This window comes from Pseudomonas sp. NBRC 111133, from assembly GCF_001320605.1.
Taxonomy (GTDB): Bacteria; Pseudomonadota; Gammaproteobacteria; order Pseudomonadales; family Pseudomonadaceae; genus Aquipseudomonas; species Aquipseudomonas monteilii.
Genome location: NZ_BCBJ01000104.1, coordinates 1 through 25,060, shown reverse-complemented (window position 1 = coordinate 25,060; position 25,060 = coordinate 1). Strand labels below are relative to the sequence as shown.

Here is a 25,060-nt window from a genome sequence, read left to right as displayed (position 1 = left end):
CTTCCTTAGTGGTGGTGTCCGCAGTCAGGGCCATGGACGTGATCGTCGTCTTCGCCAACCTCGGCCGGCTCCATTTCCAGCTGCAGGCTGACCAGATTGGTGGCCATCGGGCGCAGCAGCAGGTTGGCATACTCGGTGTCGTCTTCTTCGACATCCACACCGATCAGCAGCTGGCCACGGCCGTCCTGCTGAATCCACACTTCCTTGCCTTGCCAGACCACGGCAAAACGGGTGCAGGAGGTTTCCAGCTGGGTGCCGTCTTCATCTTCGAGGATCAGGCGCAGGGCGTCGGTCATTGCAAAGTCTCTCTTCAAGGTTGGCGTTGGAACGGGTATACCGAGCCCAACTTCAGGATCTGGGTCAATTCATCCAGTGCTGTACGGCACTCCACCAGCAGTTGCGGGTCGGCCAAGTCCGCTTCGCCCAGGCGGTCGCGGTAGTGCTTGTCGACCCACTGCAGCAAGGTGTCGTACAGCGGGGCGGTCATGATAACGCCTTGGTTGACCGCTGCCAGTTCCGTTTCTTTCAACGCCACGCGCAAACGCAGGCAAGCCGGGCCACCGCCGTTTTGCATGCTCTGCTTGAGGTCGAACACCTTGACCTCCTTCACCGCGCCACCCTGGCTGGTCAGCTGGCCCAGGTAGGCCCAAACCCGCTCATTGTTGCGGCACTCTTCCGGCACCACCAGCAGCATGGAACCGTCGTCGCGGCTGAGCAGCTGGCTGTTGAACAGGTAGGAACGCACCGCATCCTCAACCGTCACCGCCGCCCGTGGCACACAGATAGACTGGAAGTTGCCACCCTTGCTGGCCAGTTTAGCTCGCAGCTGGCCAAGCACCGTGTCGGTCTCCAGGAAGGCGTCCTCGTGGTAGAACAGCACCTCGCCGTTACCCACCGAAATCACATCGTTGTGGAACACGCCCTGGTCGATCACCGACGGGTTCTGTTGAGCGTAGACCACACCGCCATCACTCAGCCCATGCAGCCGGGCCACGGCCTGCGAGGCCTCCAGGGTTTGCCGGGCCGGGTACTTCTGCGGGGCCGGGTAGCGGCTGTCGAAGGCACTGCGGCCGTAAACGAAGAACTCAACGCCCGGCTCGCCATAGGCACGGCAGAAGCGCGTGTGGTTGGCCGCGCCCTCGTCACCGAACTGTGCCACGGCAGGCAATGCGGCGTGGTGGGCAAAGTGGTTCTCGTTGTTGAACATGGCGCCCAGCACACGGCTGGTGGTCGGGTGCTCGATGCTGCGGTGGTACTTGCAGTTCAGGTTGGCAGCGGTGAAATGCACGCGGCCATCCGCGGTGTCGGCACTGGGGCTGACCGTGGCCGCGTTGGCCACCCACATGCTCGATGCCGAGCAGCTGGCCACCAGCAGCGGCATCGCTTCTTTAGCCGCACGCTGGATCACTTCCGCATCGCTGCCGCTGAAGCCCAGGCGGCGCAGGGCGGCCACATCCGGGCGTTCCTGCGGCGCCAGCACGCCTTGCTTGAAGCCCAGGTCAGCCAGCGCCTTCATTTTCGCCAGGCCCTGGCGCGCGGCTTCACGCGGGTTGGAACCCTGCTGGCTGTTGCTTTGCGAAGCCACGTTGCCGTAGGACAGGCCGCCATAGTTGTGGGTAGGCCCCACCAGGCCATCAAAATTCACTTCATAGGATTTCATCGGCTAGGCTCCGTGACCTGTTGTTATAGGGTGACGCCCGGCGTCAACGTCGCCGGCAAGGCAAGGCTGGCGGTCTCCAGCGAAGCCACGGGGTAAGCGCAATAGTCAGCCGCGTAATAGGCGCTGGCGCGGTGGTTGCCACTGGCGCCCACACCGCCGAACGGCGCGCTGCTGGCGGCACCGGTCAGTTGCTTGTTCCAGTTGACGATGCCGGCACGGCTGCGCAGCCAGAAGTACTGGTAGCGGGCGCGGGAGTCGGACAACAACCCGGCGGCCAGGCCGTACTGGGTGTTGTTGGCTTCATCGATGGCCGCATCGAAGTCGGCATAACGGATGACTTGCAGCAGTGGGCCGAAGAACTCTTCGTCCGGTCGCCCGGCCACGCCAGTGACATCGACGATGCCCGGGGTCAGCAGCGCGGCATCGGCCTGCGGCTGGGTCATTTCCAGCAGCTTCACGCCACCGTTGGCAACCAGCTCGGCCTGCGCCGCCATCAGCGCCTGCGCCGCGTGCAGCGAGATCACCGAGCCCATGAACGGCGCCGGTTGCTCATCGAACGCACCTACCGTGATGGTTTTGCACACTTCGACCAGGCGCGCGATCAGCGCATCACCCCAGGCACCTTGCGGCACCAGCAGGCGCCGGGCACAGGTGCAGCGCTGGCCGGCAGAAATGAACGCCGACTGGATAATGGTGTACACCGCCGCGTCGATGTCCTTGACCTCGTCCACCACCAGCGGGTTGTTGCCCCCCATTTCCAGGGCCAGGATCTTGTCCGGGCGGCCGGCGAACTGCTGGTGCAGCAGGTTGCCGGTGCGGCTGGAGCCGGTGAAGAACAGGCCATCGATGCCTGGGTTGGCAGCCAGCGCTACACCGGTTTCGCGTGCGCCCTGCACCAGGTTCAGCACACCCGCCGGCAAGCCAGCGGCGATCCAGCAATTGACGGTCAGCTCGGCCACTTTGGGGGTCAGCTCACTGGGCTTGAACACCACGCAATTGCCTGCCAACAACGCCGGCACAATGTGGCCGTTAGGCAAGTGGCCGGGGAAGTTGTAAGGGCCGAAGACGGCCACCACGCCGTGGGGCTTGTGCCGCAACACCGCCGTGGCATCGGCCAGCGGGCCACTCTTTTCGCCGGTGCGCTCGCGGTAGCTTTGCACCGAAATCGCCACCTTGTTGATCATGCTGGTGACTTCGGTCGCCGATTCCCACAGCGGCTTGCCGGTTTCCTCGCCGATGCACTGGGCCATGGCTTCAGCGTGCGCTTTCAACTGCGCCGCGAACTTCTCCAGCACATCGATGCGCGCTTCCAGGCTCAATTGCGCCCAGGCCGGGAACGCCTGGCGCGCGGCCTGCACGGCGGCCTCCACCTGGCTGGCGTCGGCGCCCTGCCCTTGCCAGATCACGGCCTGGGTCACCGGGTTCAGCGACTGCAGGGCTTCGCCCTGGCCGGCCTGCCAATTGCCTGCGATTAAATGCGTGGTCATTTACTGGGCCTCCCGGCTAGCCGACAGCGGCACCGCACGCACATTGTCGCCAGCCCCCATGCGCAGGCGCTTGGCGGTCAGCGGGTCGACCACCAGGGTTCCGGCGGCCAACCGCGCAGGTGCAGCCGTGATACGGCAGTCGTCGCGCTTGCGGTTGTGGATGATGTAAGGGGTGGCGTCATCGCCCGGCGTACCGACCGCCAGCACCAGGGTCTGGCTCTCGCGCACGGCGCGGATCCTGGCGGTGTCGCATTCGATGGCCGGGCCAGCATCGAAGATGTCGACGTAGCCCTGGTAGTTGAAGCCTTCCTGCTTGAGCATGGCCAGCGCCGGCTCGGTGTCCTTGTGCACACGGCCGATCACATTGCGCGCCGCTTCGGACAGGAAGCAGGTGTACAGCGGGAACTTGGGCATCAGCTCGGCGATGAACGACTTGTTGCCCACACCAGTGAGGTAGTCCGCCTGGCTGAACTCCATCTTGAAAAAGTGCCGGCCCAGGCTTTCCCAGAACGGCGAACGCCCCTGCTCGTCCGACATGCCGCGCATTTCGGCAATGATCTTCTTGCCGAACAGCTCGGGGAACTCGGCAATGAACAGCATGCGCGCGCGTGACAGCAGGCGGCCATTCAGACCGGAGCGGTAGTCGCTGCGCAGGAACAACGAGCACAGCTCGGAGTTGCCGGTCAGGTCGTTGGCCAGGAACAGCGTGGGGATTTCGCGGTAGATCTTCAGCTCCTGCGAGGCACTGACGGTCAGGCCGACCCGGTAGTTGTACCAGGGCTCGCGCAGGCCGACAGCACCGGCAATGGCACTGATGCCCACCACCAGGCCTTCGTCGTTTTCCAGCACGAACAGGTAGTCAGTGTCGCCACGCTCGGCCTCGCCACGGAAGCTTTTTTCCGCCCAGCCAACGCGATGCCCCAGGCGCTCTTCGTTGGCCGGCAGCGTGGTCAGCCCGGTGGTACCGGTGCTGCGTGCCAATTCGATCAACGCAGGCAAATCGCTGCTGCGTACAGGACGAACGATCATGCTATCTCCTTGTGCGACGGCATCGGCCGGCGCGAAACTCTGCTAACGCATCAATCCCGAAACGTCTGTCGCCAGACCTCAGACCGCCACCAGGCGCACGCTGGCGCCCTCGCCCACACCCAGTGCATCGGCTGCCGCCACGCTCAGGCTTACCGGTTTGCCGGGTACCCAGTCGAGGTCCAGCAGCACCGCGCGGTAGTCCTGGAGCTGGCCGTTGCAGACCAGGTACGGGCGCCCGCCGTTGGCTGGCGCTTCTTCGATTTTCACCGGCACTACCCGGCTCTGAGCGATCGAGCGAATGCCCGAGGTACGCGCATGCAAGGTCGGGCCGCCGTCGAAGATGTCGATGTAGTGCTCGGTCTCGAAGCCTTCGCGCATGAGGATGTCGAAGGTGATCTGCGCGCGCGGGTGCACCTGGCCCATGGCTTCCTGCGCTTCATCAGGCAGCAGCGGCACATAGATGGGGTAGTGCGGCATCAGTTCGGCGAGGAAGGTGCGGCTTTTAAGGCCACACAGGCGCTCGGCGTCGGCATAGTTGAGGTCGAAGAAATTGCGGCCGATGGCATCCCAGAACGGCGATTCGCCCTGCTCGTCGCTGAAACCGACGATTTCGGTCACGACCGAGTCGGCGAAACGCTCCGGATGCGCGGCCATGAACAGCAGGCGACCGCGCGAATTAAGCTCGGCCCAGCCACTGTTCACCAGCTCTGGCAATACATAGAAGCTGGTCAGCAGGCTGTTGCCGGTCAGATCATGACACAGCGACAGCACGTGAATCTTGTTGTGAATCTTCAGCTCGCGCGAGGCATGCACGAACGTTTCGTTACGGAAGCTGTAGAACGGCTCGGAGTAGCCCGCTGACGCCACAATGGCCGAGCAGCCGGCCAGCTTGCCGGTTTCGCTGTCTTCGAGCACGAAGAAGTAGCTTTCTTCACCGTTGAAGATGACCTCGGCGGCGAAGGAAGTCTCGGAAGCGGCGATCTTGTCGCCCAGGCGAGCAGCGTCGTCCGGCAGCGAGGTGACACCAATGGGGCTGTCTGCAGCCATGCGCTGCACTTCGTTCAGATCAGCCATTTGCGCGGGGCGCATCACCAGCATGGTGTCACTCCTTTGGAATACGGGCCACTTACGGCGGCACGGAAAAACGGCAGGCGCACGGGCCCCTGCACTGGAATCGGGTATCGCCGGCCCGGCTCAGCCATGGCTGGGGCCGGCGAAGTGGCCGCAGGCGGATCAGCCTTTGGTCAGGGTGGCCACGGCGCGCTCGAAGCGATCCAGGCCTTCATCGATGTCGGCGTCTTCAACCACCAGGCTTGGCGCGAAGCGGACCACGTCCGGGCCGGCCTGCAGCACCATCACGCCTTCTTTCTCGGCAGCGTTGAGTACGTCCTTGGCCTTGCCTTGCCAGGCTTCGGTCAGCACGCAGCCCAGCAGCAGGCCAACGCCCCGTACCTGGCTGAACAGGTTGTACTTCTGGCCAATCTGCTCCAGACGGGTCTTGAAGCGCTCATGCTTGGCCTTGATGCCGGCCAGGGTTTCCGGGGTGTTGACCACATCCAGCACGGCACAGGCAACAGCGCAGCCCAGCGGGTTGCCACCATAGGTGGTGCCGTGGGTGCCGACGGCCAGGTGTTTGGCCAGCTCGGTGGTGGTCAGCATGGCGCCGATCGGGAAGCCGCCGCCCAGGCTCTTGGCGCTGGTCAGGATGTCTGGCGTCACGCCGTAGTGCTGGTAGGCATACAGCGAACCGGTACGGCCCACGCCGGTCTGCACTTCGTCGAAGATCAGCAGGGCGTTGTGCTCGTCGCACAGCTTGCGCGCGCCTTCCAGGTAGGCCTTGTCGGCCGGCACCACGCCGCTCTCGCCCTGGATCGGCTCGATCACCACGGCGCAGGTCTTGTCGGAAATCTGTGCCTTCAGCGCTTCCAGGTCGTTGTAGGGCACGTGGCTGATGCCGGTGATCTTGGGGCCGAAGCCATCGGAGTACTTCGGCTGGCCACCAACGCTGACGGTAAACAGGGTACGACCGTGGAAGCTGTTCACGGTGGCGATGATTTCGTGCTTTTCCGGGCCGAAGCGGTCATGCGCAACGCGACGGGCCAGCTTGAAAGCGGCCTCGTTGGATTCGGCGCCAGAGTTGCAGAAGAACGCCCGGTCGGCAAAGGTGGCATCCACCAGTTTGTGGGCCAGGCGCAGGGCCGGCTCGTTGGTGAACACGTTGGATACGTGCCAGAGGGTGTTGGCCTGCTCGGTCAGGGCCTTGACCAGTGCCGGGTGACAGTGACCCAGGGCGTTTACCGCGATGCCACCGGCAAAGTCGATCAGCTCGCGACCCGACTGATCCCAAACGCGGGAACCCTCGCCTCGCACAGGAATGAAGGCCGCCGGAGAATAGTTGGGGACCATGACCTGGTCGAAATCGGCACGTTGCACCGGGGCTTGCTCAACGGACATCTGAGTCTCCTGAAGAGGAACGCTGGCCTGGAAGTGGCGAGCGATGGGGGGATTGTAAGGACTGATCCGCGCCTGTCCTTGCGGCCAAGCGACAACTTGTTACAGCGCAAAACCCAGTTTTGGCAAGGTTTTCGGCAATGCGACAAACACTGTCGCAATCGCGCAGTGTACGGGAGAGAGGGGGCTGGGTGAACGGGTGTTCACCTGAAGAATGGATGCTGCTTGTGCCGACCTCTTCGCGGGTGAACCCGCTCCCACAGGGACTCCGCAAAATCCAGCTGCTGCGTTAATCCTGTGGAAGCGGATTCACCCGCGAAGAGGCCGGCACAGCGGAAGAAAATATCAGCCTTTTTCAGCCGGTGCCGAGCTGAGTTCGAACGGGCTGCTGCTACGCCGTTGATTACGGTCTTCCCGTGGCGTCGCACCAAAGAAGTTGCGATAGGCACTGGAAAAATGCGGCCCCGACGAAAAGCCACAAGACAACCCGATCTGGATGATCGACTTGCTGGTCTGCATGAGCATCTGCCGCGCCTTGTTCAGCCGCAGCTCTAGATAATATTGGCTCGGCACGCGGTTCAGGTACTGCTTGAAGATGCGCTCCAGCTGCCGGCGCGACACGCACACATGCTGGGCAATTTCGTCGGTGGTCAGCGGCTCTTCGATGTTGGCTTCCATCAACAGCACCGCCTGGGTCAGCTTGGGGTGGCTGGAGCCCAGGCGGTTCTGCAGCGGAATGCGCTGGCGCTCACCACCCTCCCGGATGCGCTCTACCACCAACTCTTCCGAAACAGCCCCCGCCAGCTCCGCCCCATGATCGCGGGCCAGCACGGCCAGCAGCAGGTCGGTTACGGCCATGCCTCCACAGGCCGTCAGCCGATCGCGGTCCCAGTCGAACAGGTGACTGGTGGCGATGACCTTAGGAAAGCGCTCGGCAAAATCATCCTGCCAGCGCCAGTGCACGGCAGCACGATAACCGTCGAGCAAGCCGAGCATCGCCAGAGGATAAACCCCGGCAGACAGGCCACCGATCATGCAACCGCTGCGCGCCTGCTGCTTGAGAGCAGCCGACAAGGCTGCCCCTACTCCCGCAGGCGGCTCGTCAGCAACCAGAAACAGCTTGTGGCACCCCTCCAGGCGGCCAGTCCACGGCTCGCCCGGCAGGCGCCAGCCACCCTCTTGCGCCGGCTCCGCCTGCAGGAAGGCCATTTCGTAGACCACATCCGGGTGCACCCGCTGCGCCACCAGCAACACTTCCTCGGCCAGCGCCAGGGTCAAGGGCCTGGTGCTGGGCCAAATGAGAAAACCGATTCGCTGGGTGGTCATAGGGTGCGGTCCGAAACCTGAGGTCGTTCGAGTCTGTGCGCCGGGTCAGGCTGCGCTCGCCGCGCAGCATGCCCTATTCTGGTGCAAAAATGCAGCTTTTACTTCAGGCTGCCGGAGAGGAACTGCTTCAGGCGCTCCGACTGCGGGTTGGCCAGCACTTCACGCGGGCAGCCGGTTTCTTCCACCAAGCCTTTGTGCAGGAACACCAACTGGTTGGACACCTCACGGGCAAAGCCCATTTCGTGGGTCACCACCACCATGGTGCGGCCTTCCTGGGCCAGCGCCTGCATCACCTTGAGGACATCGCCCACCAGCTCAGGGTCCAGTGCCGAGGTCGGTTCGTCGAACAGCATAACCTCCGGCTCCATGGCCAGTGCGCGGGCAATTGCCACACGTTGTTGCTCGCCCCCCGACATATGCCCGGGGAAGGCGTCCTTGCGGTGGGCAACACCCACCTTGGCCAGGTAATGCTCGGCCTTTTCCAGCGCTTCCTTCTTGTTCACACCCAACACATGCACCGGCGCTTCGATGATGTTTTCCAGTGCGGTCATGTGCGACCACAGGTTGAAGTGCTGGAACACCATCGACAGGCGCGAGCGCATGCGCTGCAACTGACGCGGGTCGGCAGCCTTCAGCGCGCCGTCCTTGCCGGCCACCAGCTTGAGCTCTTCGTTGTTGAGCAGGATCTTGCCCGCGTGCGGCTGCTCCAGCAGGTTGATGCAGCGCAGGAAGGTCGACTTGCCCGAACCACTGGAGCCGATGATGCTAATGACGTCGCCGGCCTTGGCCGCCAGCGATACGCCCTTGAGCACTTCGTGGCTGCCGTAACGCTTGTGCAGGTCTTGGACTTCGAGTTTGTACATGCTGTCGATTCTCACAGAGCGGTCAGTGCTTGCGCGGCGCCAGGTAGCCGAGCCAGCGGCGTTCGGCCATCTTGAACAGGCGCACCAGGATGAAGGTCAGGCACAGATAGAACACGCCCGCCGTGATGTAGGCCTCGAAAGGCAGGTAGTACTGGGCGTTGACCGTGCGTGCGGCACCGGTGATGTCGATCAGGGTGACGATCGACGCCAGGCTGGTGGTTTGCAGCATCATGATCACTTCGTTGCTGTACTGCGGCAGCGCCCGGCGCAAGGCCGAGGGCAGCAGGATGCGCCGGTACATTTTCATGCGCGACATGCCCATGGCCTTGGCCGCCTCGATCTCGCCATGGGGCGTGGCCTTGAGGCTGCCGGCAATGATTTCGGCGGTGTAGGCGCTGGTGTTGATGCCGAACGCCAGGCACGCGCAGAAGGTGGCGCTGGACAGCAGCGGCCAGAGGAAGCTTTCGCGCACCGCTTCGAACTGCGCCAGGCCGTAGTAGATCAGGAACAGCTGCACCAGCATGGGTGTGCCGCGGATCACGTAGGTGTACAGCCACGCAGTCAGGTTGATCGCCGGCTGTTTCGACACGCGCATCAGGCCCAGCGGAATGGCCGCCAGCAGCCCGAAGAACAGCGAAATCGCCAACAGCTTGAGGGTGGTCAGCAGGCCGCCGAAGTACATCGGCAAAGCATCCCAGACGACGTTGTAGTCGAAGATCATAGTTCAGCCACCTTGACGCCCACCGAGTAGCGGCGCTCCAGATACTTCAGGGCCAGCAGCGAGACGCTGGTCAGCACCAGGTACAGTGCCGCCACCGCCAGGAAGAAGGTGAAAGGCTCGCGGGTGGCATCGGCCGCCTGCTTGGCCTTGAACATCATGTCCTGCAGGCCGACGACCGAGATCAGCGCGGTGGCCTTGGTGAGTACCAGCCAGTTGTTGGTGAAGCCCGGGATCGCCAGGCGAATCATTTGCGGCACCTGGATGCGGAAGAACACCTGGCGCGGGCTCATGCCATACGCCACGCCGGCCTCGGCCTGACCCTTGGGAATGCCCAGGAAAGCACCGCGGAAGGTTTCCGAGAGGTAGGCGCCAAAAATGAAGCCCAGCGTGCCGATACCGGCAACCAACGGATTCAGGTCGATGTAGTCTTCGTAGCCGAACAGCGGTGCCACCCGGTTGATGATGTCTTGCCCGCCGTAGAAGATCAGCAGGATCAGGACCAGGTCCGGAATACCACGGATCACCGTGGAATACAGGTCGCCCAGCCAGGCCAGCCAGCGCACCGGCGACAAGCGCAGCGCCACTCCGATCAGGCCGAGCACGATGGCCAGGGCCATCGACGACAGGGCGAGCTGAAGCGTCAGCCACGCCCCGTCGAGGATGACTGCCCCGTAGCCTTTCAACATGATGAGGTCCTCGACCTAAAGAATGAAAAATGGTGCAAACCTCAGAGCCTCTGCTGTTTGCACCATTGCACAGGTGAAACCCGACGTCTTAGTTCGAGTCTGGACCGTAGATGTCGAAGTTGAAGTACTTCTTCTCGATTTCTTTGTACTTGCCGTTGGCACGGATGGCGTCGATGGCCGCGTTGATGCGGTCGACGTTGGCCTTGTCACCTTTGCGCACAGCAATACCGATACCGTCACCGAAGTACTTGGCATCGGTAAAGGACGGGCCTACGAAGGCGAAGCCTTTACCCGCGTCGGTCTTGAGGAAGCCGTCTTCCAGCAGGGTGGCGTCGGCCACGGTGCCGTCCAGGCGGCCAGCGGCTACATCCAGGTAGATTTCGTTCTGGGTGCCGTAAGGCACCACGGTGGCACCTTTGGCGCCCAGTACTTCCTTGGCGAAGCGGTCATGGATCGAGCCACGCTGCACGCCGATCTTCTTGCCTTTCAGCTCATCCAGGCTTTCGCTGACCGTGGTGCCTTCCTTCATCACCAGGCGCGCCGGCGTGAGGTAGTAACGCTTGGTGAAGTCGACCGACTTCTTGCGGTCCTCGGTGATCGACATGGACGACAGGATGGCGTCGATCTTGCGCACTTTCAGCGCCGGGATCAGGCCGTCGAACTCCTGCTCGACCCAAGTGCACTTGGCTTTCATCTCTTCGCACAGGGCGTTGCCGATGTCGTAGTCGAAACCGGCGATGCTGCCATCGGGCTGCTTGAAGGCGAAGGGTGGGTAGGCGGCTTCAATGCCGATTTTCAGCGGTTTTTCATCGGCCTGCGACACCAGGGAAAATACGGATAGCGCCAGGGCGCCAAGCAGTGCGAGCTTCTTCATCAGGTAACTCCATCGGTACGGGGCAATACAAGGCAGGTAACGGCTGCCCGATATGCGAATGGGTACAACGCGAGCCGCGCAGGGTTCGACCAAGGTCGCAGACCACGAGCGAGTGAGTGGCATTTTAGCGACAGCCCGGTAGTCGATATTTCTTCAAAGCGACAACTACTTACAGAAGCGCCTGAAACCGCTGCGGGCGATATTGACGACCAGCGCAAAATATGCGAAGGCACAAGAAATAGAACCAATAGACCTAGCAATTCCTGGGCCTATTATTGGCAAAGCCTTGTATTACGGCAAGTGGAGCGTGCCGCGTTGAAGAAAATGGCTGCGTGAACGCACCGAAACAGGTCCGCGTTGTTTCCTCGCGCCCCGAACATGTGCAAGGCCGGTGACAGAACAGTTACCGATGAATGTCGGGTAACAGTCAAGCAAAAACCCCGCCCGGTTGCCCGGGCGGGGTTTTCTGTTCACACAGCCCTGCTTCACTGTCAGGCCGAAGCGAGGCTCATTGCCTTGTGGGTATCGATCAGGTGTTGCACCACGCCCGGGTCGGCCAGGGTCGAGATATCGCCCAACGCATCGTACTCACCGGTGGCAATCTTGCGCAGGATACGGCGCATGATCTTGCCCGAACGGGTTTTCGGCAGCCCCGGTGCCCACTGGATCACATCCGGCGAGGCGATCGGGCCGATTTCCTTGCGCACCCAGTTCTTCAGCTCCAGGCGCAGTTGCTCGCTGGCCTCGATACCGGCATTGAGGGTGACATACACATAGATGCCCTGCCCTTTGATGTCGTGCGGCACGCCAACCACTGCAGCCTCGGCCACCTTCGCGTGGGCCACCATGGCACTTTCGATCTCGGCGGTACCCATGCGGTGCCCGGATACGTTGAGCACGTCATCCACACGGCCCGTGATCCAGTAATAGCCATCCTCGTCACGGCGCGCACCGTCACCGGTGAAGTACATGCCACGGAAGGTTTTGAAGTAGGTGTCGACGAAGCGATCGTGGTCGCCGAACAGCGAACGCGACTGGCCCGGCCATGAGTCGAGGATCACCAGGTTGCCCTCGGCAGCACCGTCGATCAGGTTGCCCAGGTTGTCCACCAGCGCTGGCACCACCCCGAAGAACGGACGGGTAGCCGAACCCGGCTTCAGGCCGGTAGCGCCCGGCAGCGGGCTGATCAGGATGCCACCGGTCTCGGTCTGCCACCAGGTATCGACGATCGGGCAACGCTCCTTGCCCACGGTCTTGTAGTACCAGTTCCAGGCTTCGGGGTTGATCGGCTCGCCCACCGAGCCGAGCAGGCGCAGGCTGGAGCCGTCGGCACCTTCAACAGCCGCCTGCCCTTCGGCCATCATCGCGCGGATGGCAGTGGGCGCGGTATAGAGGATATTGACCTTGTGTTTGTCGACGATCTTCGACACGCGGGTGATGTCAGGATAGTTCGGCACACCCTCGAACAGCAGGGTAGTGGCGCCATTGGCCAGCGGGCCATACACGATGTAGCTGTGGCCGGTGACCCAGCCCACGTCGGCAGTGCACCAGTACACTTCACCTGGGCGGTAGTCGAATACCCGCTCATGGGTCAGTGCGGCATACACCAGGTAACCGCCGGTGGTGTGCAGCACACCTTTCGGCTTGCCGGTTGAGCCGGAGGTGTAGAGGATGAACAGCGCTTCCTCGGCCCCCATTTCTTTCGGCGCGCAGTGGCTGGAGGCCACTTTCATCAGGTCTTCGTACCAGATGTCGCGGTGCTGGTGCCAGGCAATGTCGCCACCGGTACGCTTGCACACGATGATCTTCTGCACGCTGTTGGTTTCAGGGTTGGTCAGCGCCAGGTCGACGTTGGCCTTGAGCGGGGTGCGGCGGCCGCCACGCAGGCCCTCGTCGGCAGTGATCACCACCTTGGACTTGCAGTCGATGATACGGCCAGCCAGCGCCTCGGGCGAGAAACCACCGAACACCACCGAGTGGATCGCACCGATGCGGGCGCAGGCCAGCATGGCGACCACGGCTTCGGGGATCATCGGCATATAGATGGTGACCACATCACCCCGGTGCACGTCCTGGCCACGCAGGGCGTTGGCGAACTTGCACACCTGCTCGTGCAGCTCGCGGTAGGTGATGTTGCGGTGTTCGGAAGGGTCGTCGCCTTCCCAGATGATGGCCAGCTGGTCGCCGCGCTCTTCAAGGTGGCGATCCAGGCAGTTGGAGGAAACGTTCAGAGTGCCGTCGGCGAACCATTTGATATCGACGTGATGGTCGTCGAAGGAGGTCTGCTTGACCTTGGTGAACGGCTTGATCCAGTCGATTCGCTGGGCCTGCTCGCGCCAGAAGCCGTCCGGGTTGATCACCGATTGCTGGTACATGGCCTTGTAGGTGGCCTCGTCGGTCAGGGTAGTGGCCGCAACCTCGGGACGAACGGGATACAGTGGAGCCGCACTCATCTGTGTTACCTCGGTGTAATAGTTGTTTTTGTATGGAACCGTTTGTAACTGTACCAGAGCGACAAAAGCCATTCGACGTTGGTAGTAATTTGGTACGACCGTTCCGCCAACGTGCTCTGGCACGCGGATTACAGCCCTGACCACGAAAAAACGGGGGGCTTTACCAGAGGATTATTACAGATTCTGTCAAAACACTTTATCAAAAGACCCACTGTTTCGGCCTTGGCCACAACCCTAAAATTCACCTCGCCAGCAACGGCAAGGCGATTAACAACTGGTAACAGCCCCCACGAAGGCAAACGTTAATCTCCCTCTAATCCCGATAGTTAAAACTAGCAATACTCGCGGCGCCATAAGCGCCGCGTGCCCCCTCACGACCTTAGACAGGTAAATAGAAAATGAAAGCTTTACTGGTATTGGTACTTGGCAGTCTTAGCGGCGCGGCAATGGCCGGCGAAGCCAAAGATGCCGAGCAGATTCCGGTTGAACAGTACAGTTACTCGCAGCACCTGGACATTGCCCGCGTCATCTCCATGAGCGAAGTGCCCAACGTATGCGAAGTCGTGCCAGCCCGCATGACCTACGAGGACTCCAAGGGCCAGAAGCACATTCTCGAATATCGCGTGATGGGGAACGGCTGCTCTAACGGCTGATACCTTCTGAATCAGGGGCCCTGCGGGCCCCTTTCACCTTTTGCAAAGCCCAACTAATCGGCAGACTTGCCAAGCGAATAGTCCCTTAACTTGTTGGCGATTGTTGTATGCGAAACGCCCAGCCTTTTCCCTAAAGCCCGGCTACTCGAAAACTCCCCCATCAAACTTTCCAGCACCGCTTTTTCAAAGCGCCCGACAATCTGCGAAAGATCACCCTCCAGCGAAAACTCACCCAGCGGTTGCCGCGCGCCATAATCCGGCAAACGTATATGCTCGCTTTTAACCACGCCGCCTTCACATAAAGAAACCGCCTGGAACAATACGTTTTCCAACTGCCTTACATTGCCCGGCCAATGGTATTGCCCAAGTTTGTCCATCGCCGCCGGCGCAAGCCGCGGCATGGCACAGCCGATTTGTCGGCTGGCCTGGTCGAGAAAGTGTTGCACCAGCCCTTCCAGCCCATCCATGCATTCGCGCAAAGGCGGAATGTGCAGCGACAACACGTTCAGGCGGTGATAAAGGTCCTGACGAAACTCGCCGCGCGCGCACAACTCGGACAAATCCACCTGGGTCGCGCAGATCACCCGCACATCCAGGTACACCTCTTCATCGCTGCCCACCCGGCGAAAGCAACCGTCCTGCAAAAAGCGCAGCAACTTCACTTGCAGGCGCGGGCTCATCTCCCCTACCCCGTCAAGGAACAGCGTGCCGCCTGCGGTCAGTTCAAGTAGCCCCAGCTTACCCTCTGCCCGCGCCCCTTCGAATGCCCCGGGGCCGTAACCGAACAGCTCGGTTTCGGCCATCGACTCGGGCAAGCCGGCGCAATTGAGCGCCATCAGCGGCGACTGCCCACGGGGGCTGGCCAGGTGGCAGGCGCGTGCCAGCAGCTCCTTGCCGGTGCCGGTCTCACCCTCGATCAGCAGCGGCGCATCCAGCGGCGCCATGCGGCGGGCCTCGCGCACCACGGCGGCCATCACCCGCGAGCTTTGGAAGATGCTATCGAAGCCTCGCAGTTCCTGCTTGCGCACGTTGTAGATGCGTTCGCCAATGCGGTCGGCACGGTGCAGGGTGAGCACGGCGCCAGCCAACGCCTCGCTGTCATCGTGCTCGGACTGCAGCGGTGCGATATCCGCCAGGAACACATCACCTTTGACCTTGATACGCAGGCCATTGATGCGCGACTTGTTGGCCCGCACCAACTCCGGCAGATCGAAGTCTTCCACATAGCGCGCCAGCGGCATGCCCGGCACCTCATCCACGCGCACCCCCAGCAACTGCGCTGCCGTGCGGTTGGCGGCGACGATGCTGCCGCCCATGTCGATCGACAGCACCGGGAAGTCCAGCGCCCCGAGCAAGGCGTTCAGCTCCATGTGCCGGCGTTCGCTGGGCATCAGGCCCACGCGCTTGACGCCAAATACCCCGGCAATCGCCTCGAACTTCGGCCGCAAGGCCTGGAACTGCAGGTTGATCAGGTTCGGGCAGTGCAGGTAGATGGCATTGCCATGGTCACCGCCCACCTCGCCCCGCAGCACGTTGATGCCGTACTCCACCAGCAGGTTGAGGATGTCGCGCAGGATGCCAATGCGGTTCTGGCAGTGCACTTTGATACGCATGAGGGCTCTCGAAGCGCCAATGTTTTTCAACATCGCGCGGAAAAGTCGTAAAGATAAGCTGACAAAAACAGTGAAACCATCAGCCGTATGCCCCGAATTTTCCGACACCCAGGCTCTTTTGTAAAATTATCGTTACGAAATCCACCTCACCCGCTGGCGCGGCAGCGGCTTGCACCCGTGCAAAACGGGCAGTGAAGGGATATTCCTTAGGCATGTCCTGCACATAACAAGAAAAGCCCTCACCAGGAGAGCCTCATGAAACAGACGCACTACGTGGCACGCGAGCCCGATGCGCATGGTTTTATCGATTACCCGCAGCAAGAGCATGCGGTATGGAACACCCTGATCACCCGTCAGCTGAAAGTGATCGAAGGCCGCGCGTGCCAGGAATACCTGGACGGCATCGACCAGCTCAAGCTGCCCCATGACCGTATCCCGCAACTGGGCGAGATCAACAAGGTGCTGGGTGCCACCACCGGCTGGCAGGTTGCCCGGGTTCCGGCGCTGATTCCCTTCCAGACCTTCTTCGAATTGCTGGCCAGCAAACGCTTCCCGGTCGCCACGTTCATCCGCACCCCGGAAGAGCTGGACTACCTGCAAGAGCCCGACATCTTCCACGAGATCTTCGGGCACTGCCCGCTGCTGACCAACCCATGGTTCGCCGAATTCACCCACACCTACGGCAAGCTCGGCCTGGCGGCAACCAAGGAACAACGCGTGTACCTGGCACGCCTGTACTGGATGACCATCGAGTTTGGCCTGATGGAAACCGCCCAAGGCCGCAAGATCTATGGCGGCGGCATCCTCTCGTCACCGAAAGAGACCGTCTACAGTTTGTCTGGCGAGCCTGAACACCAGGCCTTCGACCCGATCGAAGCCATGCGTACCCCGTACCGTATCGACATCCTGCAGCCGCTGTATTTCGTGCTGCCGAACATGAAGTGCCTGTTCGACCTGGCCCACGAAGACATCATGGGCATGGTCCACAAGGCCATGCAGCTGGGCCTGCACGCACCGAAGTTTCCACCCAAGGTCGCTGCCTGAGCGACCTTGCCGATAACAACTCGAACTGGAAAACACCCATGAATGCCTTGAACCAAGCCCATTGCGAAGCCTGCCGCGCCGACGCGCCAAAAGTCACCGACGAAGAGCTGGCGGAGCTGATTCGCGAAATCCCGGACTGGAACATCGAAGTACGTGACGGCCATATGGAGCTGGAACGCGTGTTCCTGTTCAAGAACTTCAAGCACGCCCTGGCGTTCACCAACGCCGTAGGCGAAATCGCCGAGACCGAAGGCCACCACCCCGGGCTGCTGACCGAGTGGGGCAAGGTTACCGTGACCTGGTGGAGCCACTCGATCAAAGGCCTGCACCGCAATGACTTCATCATGTGCGCACGGACTGACAAAGTGGCGGAAACGGCCGAAGGCCGTAAGTAATCGCTGAAAAACGGGGCCGCAATCGGCCCCGTTTTTTTATGAAGCCTGTGCGCTGTTCGCCCGCGAAACCGACAAACGAACGGTAAAAAAACCAAACTGTCATCCAGACTTGTGTATCCTGCCCCAGCTTTGCGAAGCTTCAACCGCGCCTGGCGCAGACTTTTCACTCACACTTGCGAGGAACGACGAGATGCACGAAATCCCGAATCTTCCCTTCCCAAGCCTGAACCCAGAAGAGCCATCCGTGACCGTTCACGCCGAACCGGCAGCTGCCGCCGAGCAGGATGGTGACGATCAATCCAGCGCTGACCAGGAATAAATCGCGCAACCTCCAACAGTGTGAAAACGGCTGACCTGCGGGCTACCCCCGTCATCACGTTTTCACACTGTCCAGAACCTGTGTAGGCCCCATGCCCGACTCACCGCGCCCCCTTGCGGTCACCCTGCAAGTCGTCTCTATCGTCCTCTTCACCTTCATCGGCTACCTCAACATCGGCATCCCGCTGGCCGTGTTGCCCGGCTATGTGCACAACGACCTCGGCTTCAGCGCCGTGGTCGCGGGCCTTGTGATCAGCGTGCAGTACCTCGCTACGCTGCTCAGCCGCCCTACTGCCAGCCGCATCATCGACAACCACGGCAGCAAGAAGGCGGTCATGTATGGCCTTGTAGGCTGCGGGCTTAGCGGGGTGTTCATGCTCGCCTGCGCCTTCCTCACCCATCTGCCCTGGCTGAGCCTGACTTGCCTGCTGGTCGGCCGGCTAGCACTGGGCAGCGCCGAAAGCCTGGTAGGTGCGGGCGCGATTGGCTGGGGCATCGGCCGGGTGGGCGCTGAAAACACCGCCAAGGTCATCTCCTGGAACGGCATCGCCAGCTATGGCGCACTGGCCGTCGGTGCACCGCTGGGCGTGCTGATGGTCAAGAGCCTGGGGCTGTGGAGCATGGGCGTCAGCATTATCCTGCTGTGCATCCTCGGCCTGCTGCTGGCCTGGCCGAAACAGGCCGCCCCTATCGTCAGTGGCGTACGCCTGCCGTTCCTGCGCGTGCTGGGCAAGGTGTTCCCGCATGGTTCGGGGCTGGCCTTGGGCTCGATCGGCTTTGGCACCATCGCCACGTTCATCACCTTGTACTACGCCAGCCGTGGCTGGACCAATGCCGCGCTGACCTTGACCCTGTTCGGCGCCAGCTTCATCAGTGCGCGGCTGCTGTTTGGCAACCTGATCAACCGCATTGGCGGGTTCCGGGTGGCAATTGCCTGCCTGTCGGTGGAAACACTGGGGTTGTTGATGCTGTGGCTGGCGCCCAGCGCCGAGCTGGCCTTGGCAGGGGCAGCGCTTAGCGGGTTTGGCTTCTCGCTGGTGTTCCCGGCGCTGGGTGTGGAGGCGGTGAATCAGGTGTCGGCGGCCAACCGCGGCGCGGCGGTGGGGGCGTATTCGCTGTTCATTGATTTGTCACTGGGGGTGACCGGGCCACTGGTGGGCGCGGTGGCGGCGGGGTTCGGGTTTGCTTCGATGTTTCTGTTTGCGGCGGGTGCGGCGGGTTGTGGGCTGGTGTTGAGCCTGTATCTGTACAGGCAGGTGCGGCGGCATCGAGATCATTGAAGGCTGGGGGCTGCCTGGCAGCCCCCGAAGCCCTGAACGTTAGCGCTGGGCGTACTGCAACACCACTTCCAGCGGGTGGCGCATCTTGCGCTCGGTCATGCGCTTGACCTGGCTGCGGCACGAGTAACCGGTCGCCAGCGGCTCTCCTTCCTTGTCCAGCTTGGTTGCCCAGCTTTGCTCGAAGATGGTCCGCGAAGTCGCTTGGTTACGCGCCTCGTGGCCGTAGGTCCCCGACATACCGCAGCAACCCGTCGCCTCGGTCACCAGCTTCAGGCCCAGGCGGGCAAACACCTGCTCCCACTGCTTGGTACTGGCCGGCACGTTGGTCTTCTCGGTGCAGTGCGCCATCAGGCGGAAGTTGCCCGGTGCGGTCGGTGCCTGCTCAGGCAGCACGTCCATCAACCATTCCTGCGGCAACAGCACCTTCGGGCAACCGTCCAGCCCCGGCACTTTCTGGTACTCCTGGCGGTACACCAGGGTCATCGCCGGGTCCAGCCCCACCAGAGGCACGCCACAGTCAGCCAGGGCCTTGAGCTGGGTAGCGTTACGGATCGCCGCCTTGGCGAACGCCCCCAGGAAGCCCTGTACATGCAAAGGCTTGCCGTTGGCACTGTAAGGCGCCAGGAATACCCGGTGGCCCAGGCGGTGAGCCAGGTCGATGAAGGCTGAGAGCAGCGGGGTCTCGAAGTAACGGGTGAACGCATCCTGCACCAACACGATGCTGCGCTCGCGCTGGGCCGGGGTCAGTTCACGCAGGGCCGGCACGCTGGCCACGCCGACACGGCAACGGGTCAGCGTGGCCTGGAAGTTGAAGCGGCTGATCAACGGGCTGTCGACCATGCCAATGTTGTCGGACAGCAGCTTGCTGACCCACTTCGAGCCCATGACCGCGTTGTACAGGCCCGGCGCATGGGCCAGGTACGGGATGGTGAACTCCAGCGAGCCGATCAGGTAGTCACGCAGCGGGCGCTGATAGCGGCCGTGGTACAGCTCAAGGAAGCGCGAACGGAAGTCCGGCACGTTGACCTTGATCGGGCACTGCCCGGCGCACGACTTGCACGCCAGGCAGCCGGCCATGGCGTCGTATACTTCGTGGGAGAAGTCTTCCTGCCCCTGGCTGCGCGCGCGGTTGTTGCGCAGGCGTGCCGGCAGGCCCTTGAGCCACGACACCTGGTTGCGGGCTGCGGCCAACACGTCGATGTTCGCTTCGCCCTGCAGGCGCAGCCACTCGCGCATCAGCGAGGCGCGACCCTTGGGCGAATGCTGGCGTTCACGGGTGGCCTTCCACGACGGGCACATGGCGTCGTTGGGGTCGTAGTTGTAGCAGGCGCCGTTGCCGTTGCAATGCACGGCACTGGGGAAGTCCTGCCACACACGCTCATCGATGGTGCGGTCAAGGTCGCCGCGCAGGGTTACGCCATCGACCGGGGTCAGGCCCTCGGCACTGCCCAGCGGTGTGCAGATCTTGCCGGGGTTGAGCTGGTTGTGTGGGTCGAAGGCACCTTTCAGGCGCTGCAGCGCCGGGTACAGCGCACCGAAGTACTCCGGCACGTATTCCGAACGCAGGCCTTTGCCGTGCTCGCCCCACAGCAGGCCGCCATAGCTTTTGGTCAGCGCGGCCACGGCGTCGGAAATCGGCTTCACCAGCGCGGCCTGGGCCGGGTCCTTCATGTCCAGGGCCGGGCGCACGTGCAGTACACCAGCATCGACGTGGCCGAACATGCCGTAGGCCAGGCCGTAACCGTCCAGCAGGGCGCGGAAGTCGGCGATGTAGTCGGCCAGTTGCTCTGGCGGTACCGCCGTGTCTTCCACGAACGGCTGCGGACGTACCTCACCCTCGACGTTACCCAGCAAGCCCACCGAACGCTTGCGCATCACGTAGACGCGGGTCACCGCCTCGGCGCCTTCAGCCAGTGTATGCCCCAGGCGCTCGACACTGGTATCCGCCTGCAAGTGCTCGACGAAGGCTTGCACCCGGGCGTTGACTTCAGACGGCTCATCGCCGCAGAACTCCACCAGGTTGATACCCAGGGTCGAGCGGTCGGGGTCGGCCGGGAAGTATTCGGCAACACTGTGCCAGACGATGTCCTTCATCGCCAGCATCAGCACCTTGGAGTCGACGGTCTCGATCGACAGCGGCTTGTGCGCCATCAGCGCATTGGCATCACGCAGGGCATCCATGAAACTGGTGTAGCGCACGTTCACCAGCACCGCATATTTGGGGATCGGCAGCACGTTGAGCTTGGCCTCCACCACATAGCCCAGCGAACCTTCGGCACCGCACAGCACACTGTTGAGGTTGAAGCGGCCCTGCTCGTCGCGCAGGTGCGCCAGGTCATAGCCGGTGAGGCAGCGGTTCAGCTTGGGGAAGGTGGTTTCGATCAGTTCGGCCTGGGTTTCCTGGATCTCCCGGGCCATGCGGTACACCTCGCCGACCCGGCCGGGCGCGGCACAGGCCTGTTCCAGCGCGGCGTCGTCGATTGGCAGGCTGTGCAGGCGCTCGCCGCCGAGCAGCACGCTGTGCAGCTCCAGCACATGGTCACGGGTTTTGCCGTAGGTGCAGCTGCCTTGCCCACTAGCGTCGGTGTTGATCATGCCGCCGACAGTGGCACGGTTGGAGGTGGACAGCTCAGGGGCGAAGAACAGCCCGTGCGGCTTGAGCGCGGCATTGAGCTGGTCCTTGACCGTACCGGCCTGCACCCGTACCCAACGTTCCTCGACGTTGATTTCGAGGATCTTGTTCATATGGCGCGACAGGTCGACGACGATGCCGTCGGTCAGCGACTGGCCATTGGTGCCGGTGCCACCGCCGCGCGGGGTCAGCTTGACGCCCTGGAACCGCGCCTCGCCCATCAGGGTGGCAACCCGCGCCACATCGTCGGCGTCCAGCGGGAACACTGCGGCCTGGGGCAAGCGCTGGTAAATCGAGTTGTCGGTGGCCAACACCGTGCGGGTGCCGTAGTCGGCACTGATCTGGCCACGGAAGCCGCTGCTGCGCAGGGCTTCGAGGAATTCGGGGTAGTTGGCGCTCGGTGCAACGGTCGGCAGCTGGGCGATCATCGAAGGATGGCCTCTTGATATTGGCTAATTCACAGGATTCCTGTCGCTCCGGCATGGGTTGATGCATGCAGGGATGACGTATAGGCCAATGTTCCTGTAGTTTCGCTTCAGGGGCAAACGGATAATCCTGCCGCTATCAATGACTTTTATGAATGAATTACCGCCACCTGACACCGTCCATGTCGCTGCTGCTGGCATTCGAGGCCGCCGCCCGGCATGAAAGCTACACCCGCGCCGCCGCCGAACTGTCGCTGACGCAAAGCGCGGTCAGCCGCCAGGTGCAGGCGCTGGAACAGCAACTGGGCCTCACCTTGTTCCGGCGCGAAGGCCGCCAGGTACAGCTGACGGATGTCGGTCGCCTGTACCAGCGCGAGCTCAGCGAGGCGCTGGGGCGCATCCGCAGTGCCACCTTGCAGGCGCTGGCGTATCAGTCGGGGGTCGGCACCTTGCGCCTGGCCACCCTGCCAACGTTCGGCTCGAAATGGCTGCTGCCACGGCTGCATGCGTTCTACAGCGCCTACCCGGGCATGCTGGTGCACATTCATTCACGTATCGAAGCCATCAACTTCGACACCAGCGAAATCGACGCCGCCATCGGCGTGGCAAGCCACGACCTGCCGGGGCTGATCTGCCATCGCCTGCATGCCGAGGAACTGGTGGTGATCCTGCCACCGGAGGCCGGGGCCGACAGCCAGGGCTGGAGCCCCGCACGCATCAGTGAAGAGGTGCTGTTGAATGTAGCCAACAACCCGCATGCCTGGGGCGAATGGTTCTCGCACCATGGCCTGCCGCACCGGGCAATGCGCTTGGGGCCGAGCTTCGAGCTGACCTCGCACCTGATCCAGGCGGTGCGGGCCGGGATTGGTATCGGGCTGGTGCCGCGCATACTGGTGGAGGAAGAACTGGCCAAGGGTGAGCTGTACAGCCCGGGGGTGGCGTTTGCCAGCCAGCGTAGTTATTACCTGATCTACCCGCCCAGGAATGAGGCCTTGCCGTCGTTGCGGGCATTCAGGGGGTGGTTGCTGGAGCAGATCTGAATTGTTGCCTGTGCCCGCGAAGAGGCCGGCACAGGCAACAAAAAACCCGAAGCCAGTCACCTGCCTTCGGGTTTCTTCATACTGCTTTAAGTCACTTACTTGGCTACATGACCCGCAGCCCCACCGGCATTCACCCGGCGGCGTGGCTTGACCATGTAGACCACAAACATCCCGAACAGCCAAACCGGCATGACGTACACCGAAACCTGAATACCCGGAATCATCAGCATGATACCGAGGATCAGCACCACGAAGGCCAGCACGATGTAGTTGCCGTACGGGTACCACAGCGCCTTGAACAGCGGTTTCTGACCGGTACGGTCCAGGTGCTGGCGGAACTTCAGGTGCGAATAGCTGATCATCGCCCAGTTGATCACCAGGGTAGCCACCACCAGCGACATCAGCAGCTCCAGGGCATTCTGCGGCATCAGGTAGTTAAGCAGTACGGCCACGAAGGTAACGGCAGCCGACGCCAGGATCGAACGCACAGGCACGCCACGCTTGTCGACCTTGGCCAGCGACGCCGGGGCATCGCCCTGTTCGGCCATGCCCAGCAGCATGCGCGCGTTGCAGTAGGTGCCGCTGTTGTACACCGACAGTGCGGCTGTCAGGACCACGAAGTTCAGCAAGTGGGCAGCAACGTCACTGCCCAGCAGCGAAAACACTTGCACGAACGGGCTGCTGCCATAGCTGCCACCCGAGGCATCGATGCTGGCGACCAGGTTGTCCCATGGCGTCAACGACAGCAATACCACCAAGGCGCCTACGTAGAAAATCAGGATACGCCAGATGACCTGGTTGATCGCCTTAGGGATCACGGTCTTCGGCTTGTCGGCTTCGGCAGCAGTGAAACCGAGCATTTCCAGGCCACCGAACGAGAACATGATGAACGCCAGGGCCATCACCAGCCCGCTGACACCGTTCGGGAAGAAGCCGCCATGGGACCACAGGTTGGCGATGGTGGCATCCGGCCCGCCGCTGCCGCTGGTGAGCAGGTAGGCACCCAGGCCGATCATGCTGACGATGGCCACGACCTTGATGATGGCAAACCAGAATTCGGCTTCACCGAAGAACTTCACGTTCATCAGGTTGATGGCGTTGATCAACACGAAGAACGCCGCTGCCGTGACCCAGGTCGGGATTTCCGGCCACCAGTAGTGGACATACTTGCCAACTGCAGAAAGCTCCGACATGCCCACCAGGATGTACAGCACCCAGCAGTTCCAGCCCGACAGGAAGCCGGCGAAGCCGCCCCAGTAGGTGTGGGCGAAGTGGCTGAACGAGCCGGCCACCGGCTCTTCGACAATCATCTCGCCAAGCTGGCGCATGATCATGAAGGCGATGAAGCCGCAGATGGCGTAGCCAAGGATCATCGACGGGCCGGCGGATTTCATCACGCCTGCCGAGCCAAGGAACAGGCCGGTACCAATTGCACCCCCCAGGGCGATCAACTGGATATGGCGGTTCTTCAGGCCCCGCTTGAGCTCGCCTGAATGCATGTTTTGTCCACTCATGAACGAAGTCACCTGCATTGTTTTTATCTGTGACGGAATCGGACCCACCGCGCTCGTGGCGCAGCGGAATGGGCAAGGTGGTTACCTTGGGTTTCTTGACATTAGGTGCCGCCGAAGCGGGTCAACCCGGCGTGATCAAGAGTGCGCGGTACGCAAAAGGGTCACAGGTAAAACGCGGCGCACTGTATACCCCTGCAAGCGCGCAGGCGTCAACGCGTTGCGCTCTTCCATCCGGAAAAAACGCAGCGATCCTGTGGTATGGGCCTTCAAAGGCGGAGTGATCGGCGTACATGGCGCCTCCATTTGTTGTTTTGTCAGCCAGGCTCTGTGGACAGGCTCTTGCACACGGCAATGGCGGCTATAACACCGTGGGGACGGGGGTTTGGGCAAGGGAGGGCAAGGTGGAGGTGGCGGGTTTGGCACATCGGTGACGGCAAGGTTTGTTTACACGATTGGGTTAAATCTGGAATCAGGGCTGAAACCGGCCATATTTGTACAGTTTTCTTTACAGGCCGGTTCAAGAACTTGCCAGTCGTCAGAAAAATTCTTTTTGTTCAATATCTTGGGGCCGCTTTGCAGCCCCAATTTCTCACAGG

The 25,060-nt window shown here is 62.1% G+C and carries 21 protein-coding genes; 6 read left to right on the top strand and 15 right to left on the bottom strand.

Features of this window, described 5'->3' with window-relative positions; genetic code table 11:
- Positions 1-5: 5 nt before the first annotated feature.
- The 12 genes from APH36_RS23850 to acs all read right to left on the bottom strand — a co-directional run bounded on the left by APH36_RS23850 (position 6) and on the right by acs (position 13,550).
- Complete coding sequence (locus tag APH36_RS23850; RefSeq protein ID WP_003256592.1) at positions 6-296, bottom strand: topoisomerase II; 291 nt, start codon at positions 294-296, stop codon at positions 6-8.
- A 14-nt stretch (positions 297-310) separates the two neighbouring features.
- The gene (gene astB / locus APH36_RS23845) at positions 311-1,660 is read right to left on the bottom strand and encodes an N-succinylarginine dihydrolase (RefSeq protein WP_060500698.1); all 1,350 of its coding nucleotides are present in this window, start codon (positions 1,658-1,660) and stop codon (positions 311-313) included.
- Positions 1,661-1,683: 23 nt separating this feature from the next.
- Positions 1,684-3,147 carry a succinylglutamate-semialdehyde dehydrogenase gene (gene astD, locus APH36_RS23840; RefSeq protein WP_060500696.1) on the bottom strand — a complete coding sequence of 488 codons (1,464 nt, stop codon included), beginning with the start codon at positions 3,145-3,147 and terminating at the stop codon, positions 1,684-1,686.
- Entirely contained in the window at positions 3,148-4,176 is a 1,029-nt protein-coding gene (gene astA / locus APH36_RS23835) for an arginine N-succinyltransferase (RefSeq protein WP_060500694.1), read from the bottom strand.
- 78 nt (positions 4,177-4,254) lie between these two features.
- The gene (aruF, locus tag APH36_RS23830; protein ID WP_060500691.1) at positions 4,255-5,274 is read right to left on the bottom strand and encodes an arginine/ornithine succinyltransferase subunit alpha; all 1,020 of its coding nucleotides are present in this window, start codon (positions 5,272-5,274) and stop codon (positions 4,255-4,257) included.
- A gap of 135 nt (positions 5,275-5,409) precedes the next feature.
- Positions 5,410-6,630 (bottom strand): aspartate aminotransferase family protein, encoded by a 1,221-nt coding sequence (locus APH36_RS23825; RefSeq protein WP_019099128.1) that lies wholly within the window; start codon positions 6,628-6,630, stop codon positions 5,410-5,412.
- Positions 6,631-6,972: 342 nt separating this feature from the next.
- Entirely contained in the window at positions 6,973-7,953 is a 981-nt protein-coding gene (gene argR / locus APH36_RS23820; protein WP_060500689.1) for a transcriptional regulator ArgR, read from the bottom strand.
- Between the two features lie 98 nt (positions 7,954-8,051).
- The gene (locus APH36_RS23815; RefSeq protein ID WP_016711851.1) at positions 8,052-8,816 is read right to left on the bottom strand and encodes an ABC transporter ATP-binding protein; all 765 of its coding nucleotides are present in this window, start codon (positions 8,814-8,816) and stop codon (positions 8,052-8,054) included.
- A gap of 22 nt (positions 8,817-8,838) precedes the next feature.
- Entirely contained in the window at positions 8,839-9,537 is a 699-nt protein-coding gene (locus APH36_RS23810) for an ABC transporter permease (RefSeq protein ID WP_060500687.1), read from the bottom strand.
- Positions 9,534-10,223: an ABC transporter permease gene (locus tag APH36_RS23805; protein WP_060500685.1), complete on the bottom strand. Its 690-nt coding sequence runs from the start codon at positions 10,221-10,223 to the stop codon at positions 9,534-9,536. The genes APH36_RS23810 and APH36_RS23805 overlap by 4 nt, the downstream gene beginning before the upstream one ends.
- A gap of 88 nt (positions 10,224-10,311) precedes the next feature.
- A complete protein-coding gene (locus tag APH36_RS23800) occupies positions 10,312-11,097 on the bottom strand; it encodes an ABC transporter substrate-binding protein (protein ID WP_060500683.1) in 786 nt (261 codons plus the stop codon).
- 491 nt (positions 11,098-11,588) lie between these two features.
- Complete coding sequence (acs, locus tag APH36_RS23795; protein ID WP_060500681.1) at positions 11,589-13,550, bottom strand: acetate--CoA ligase; 1,962 nt, start codon at positions 13,548-13,550, stop codon at positions 11,589-11,591.
- 398 nt (positions 13,551-13,948) lie between these two features.
- On the opposite strand from acs, the gene APH36_RS23790 reads away from it, so the two are divergent.
- Positions 13,949-14,203 (top strand): DUF2790 domain-containing protein, encoded by a 255-nt coding sequence (locus APH36_RS23790; protein ID WP_060500679.1) that lies wholly within the window; start codon positions 13,949-13,951, stop codon positions 14,201-14,203.
- A gap of 53 nt (positions 14,204-14,256) precedes the next feature.
- On the opposite strand, the gene APH36_RS23785 is transcribed toward APH36_RS23790, so the two are convergent.
- Positions 14,257-15,816: a sigma-54-dependent transcriptional regulator gene (locus APH36_RS23785; RefSeq protein WP_060500677.1), complete on the bottom strand. Its 1,560-nt coding sequence runs from the start codon at positions 15,814-15,816 to the stop codon at positions 14,257-14,259.
- A 255-nt stretch (positions 15,817-16,071) separates the two neighbouring features.
- Between APH36_RS23785 and phhA the strand changes: the two genes are divergently transcribed.
- From phhA to APH36_RS23770, 4 genes are all read left to right on the top strand, one after another.
- Complete coding sequence (phhA, locus tag APH36_RS23780; protein WP_025753872.1) at positions 16,072-16,860, top strand: phenylalanine 4-monooxygenase; 789 nt, start codon at positions 16,072-16,074, stop codon at positions 16,858-16,860.
- Positions 16,861-16,898: 38 nt separating this feature from the next.
- Complete coding sequence (locus APH36_RS23775) at positions 16,899-17,255, top strand: 4a-hydroxytetrahydrobiopterin dehydratase (RefSeq protein ID WP_060500675.1); 357 nt, start codon at positions 16,899-16,901, stop codon at positions 17,253-17,255.
- Positions 17,256-17,445: 190 nt separating this feature from the next.
- Positions 17,446-17,574, top strand: a complete 129-nt coding sequence (locus tag APH36_RS32805; protein WP_003254533.1) for a hypothetical protein — start codon at positions 17,446-17,448, stop codon at positions 17,572-17,574.
- 91 nt (positions 17,575-17,665) lie between these two features.
- On the top strand, positions 17,666-18,853 hold the full coding sequence (locus tag APH36_RS23770; RefSeq protein ID WP_060500673.1) for an MFS transporter: 1,188 nt from the start codon (positions 17,666-17,668) through the stop codon (positions 18,851-18,853).
- A gap of 39 nt (positions 18,854-18,892) precedes the next feature.
- Here APH36_RS23770 and APH36_RS23765 read toward each other — a convergent pair whose 3' ends face one another.
- Complete coding sequence (locus APH36_RS23765) at positions 18,893-21,913, bottom strand: FAD-binding and (Fe-S)-binding domain-containing protein (protein ID WP_060500671.1); 3,021 nt, start codon at positions 21,911-21,913, stop codon at positions 18,893-18,895.
- A gap of 152 nt (positions 21,914-22,065) precedes the next feature.
- On the opposite strand from APH36_RS23765, the gene APH36_RS23760 reads away from it, so the two are divergent.
- A complete protein-coding gene (locus APH36_RS23760; protein ID WP_060500670.1) occupies positions 22,066-22,950 on the top strand; it encodes a LysR substrate-binding domain-containing protein in 885 nt (294 codons plus the stop codon).
- A gap of 95 nt (positions 22,951-23,045) precedes the next feature.
- Here the strand turns inward: APH36_RS23760 and APH36_RS23755 are convergent, their stop codons facing one another.
- Positions 23,046-24,464, bottom strand: coding sequence for an amino acid permease (locus APH36_RS23755; protein ID WP_177337129.1), 1,419 nt, complete (start codon positions 24,462-24,464; stop codon positions 23,046-23,048).
- Positions 24,465-25,060 lie beyond the last annotated feature (596 nt).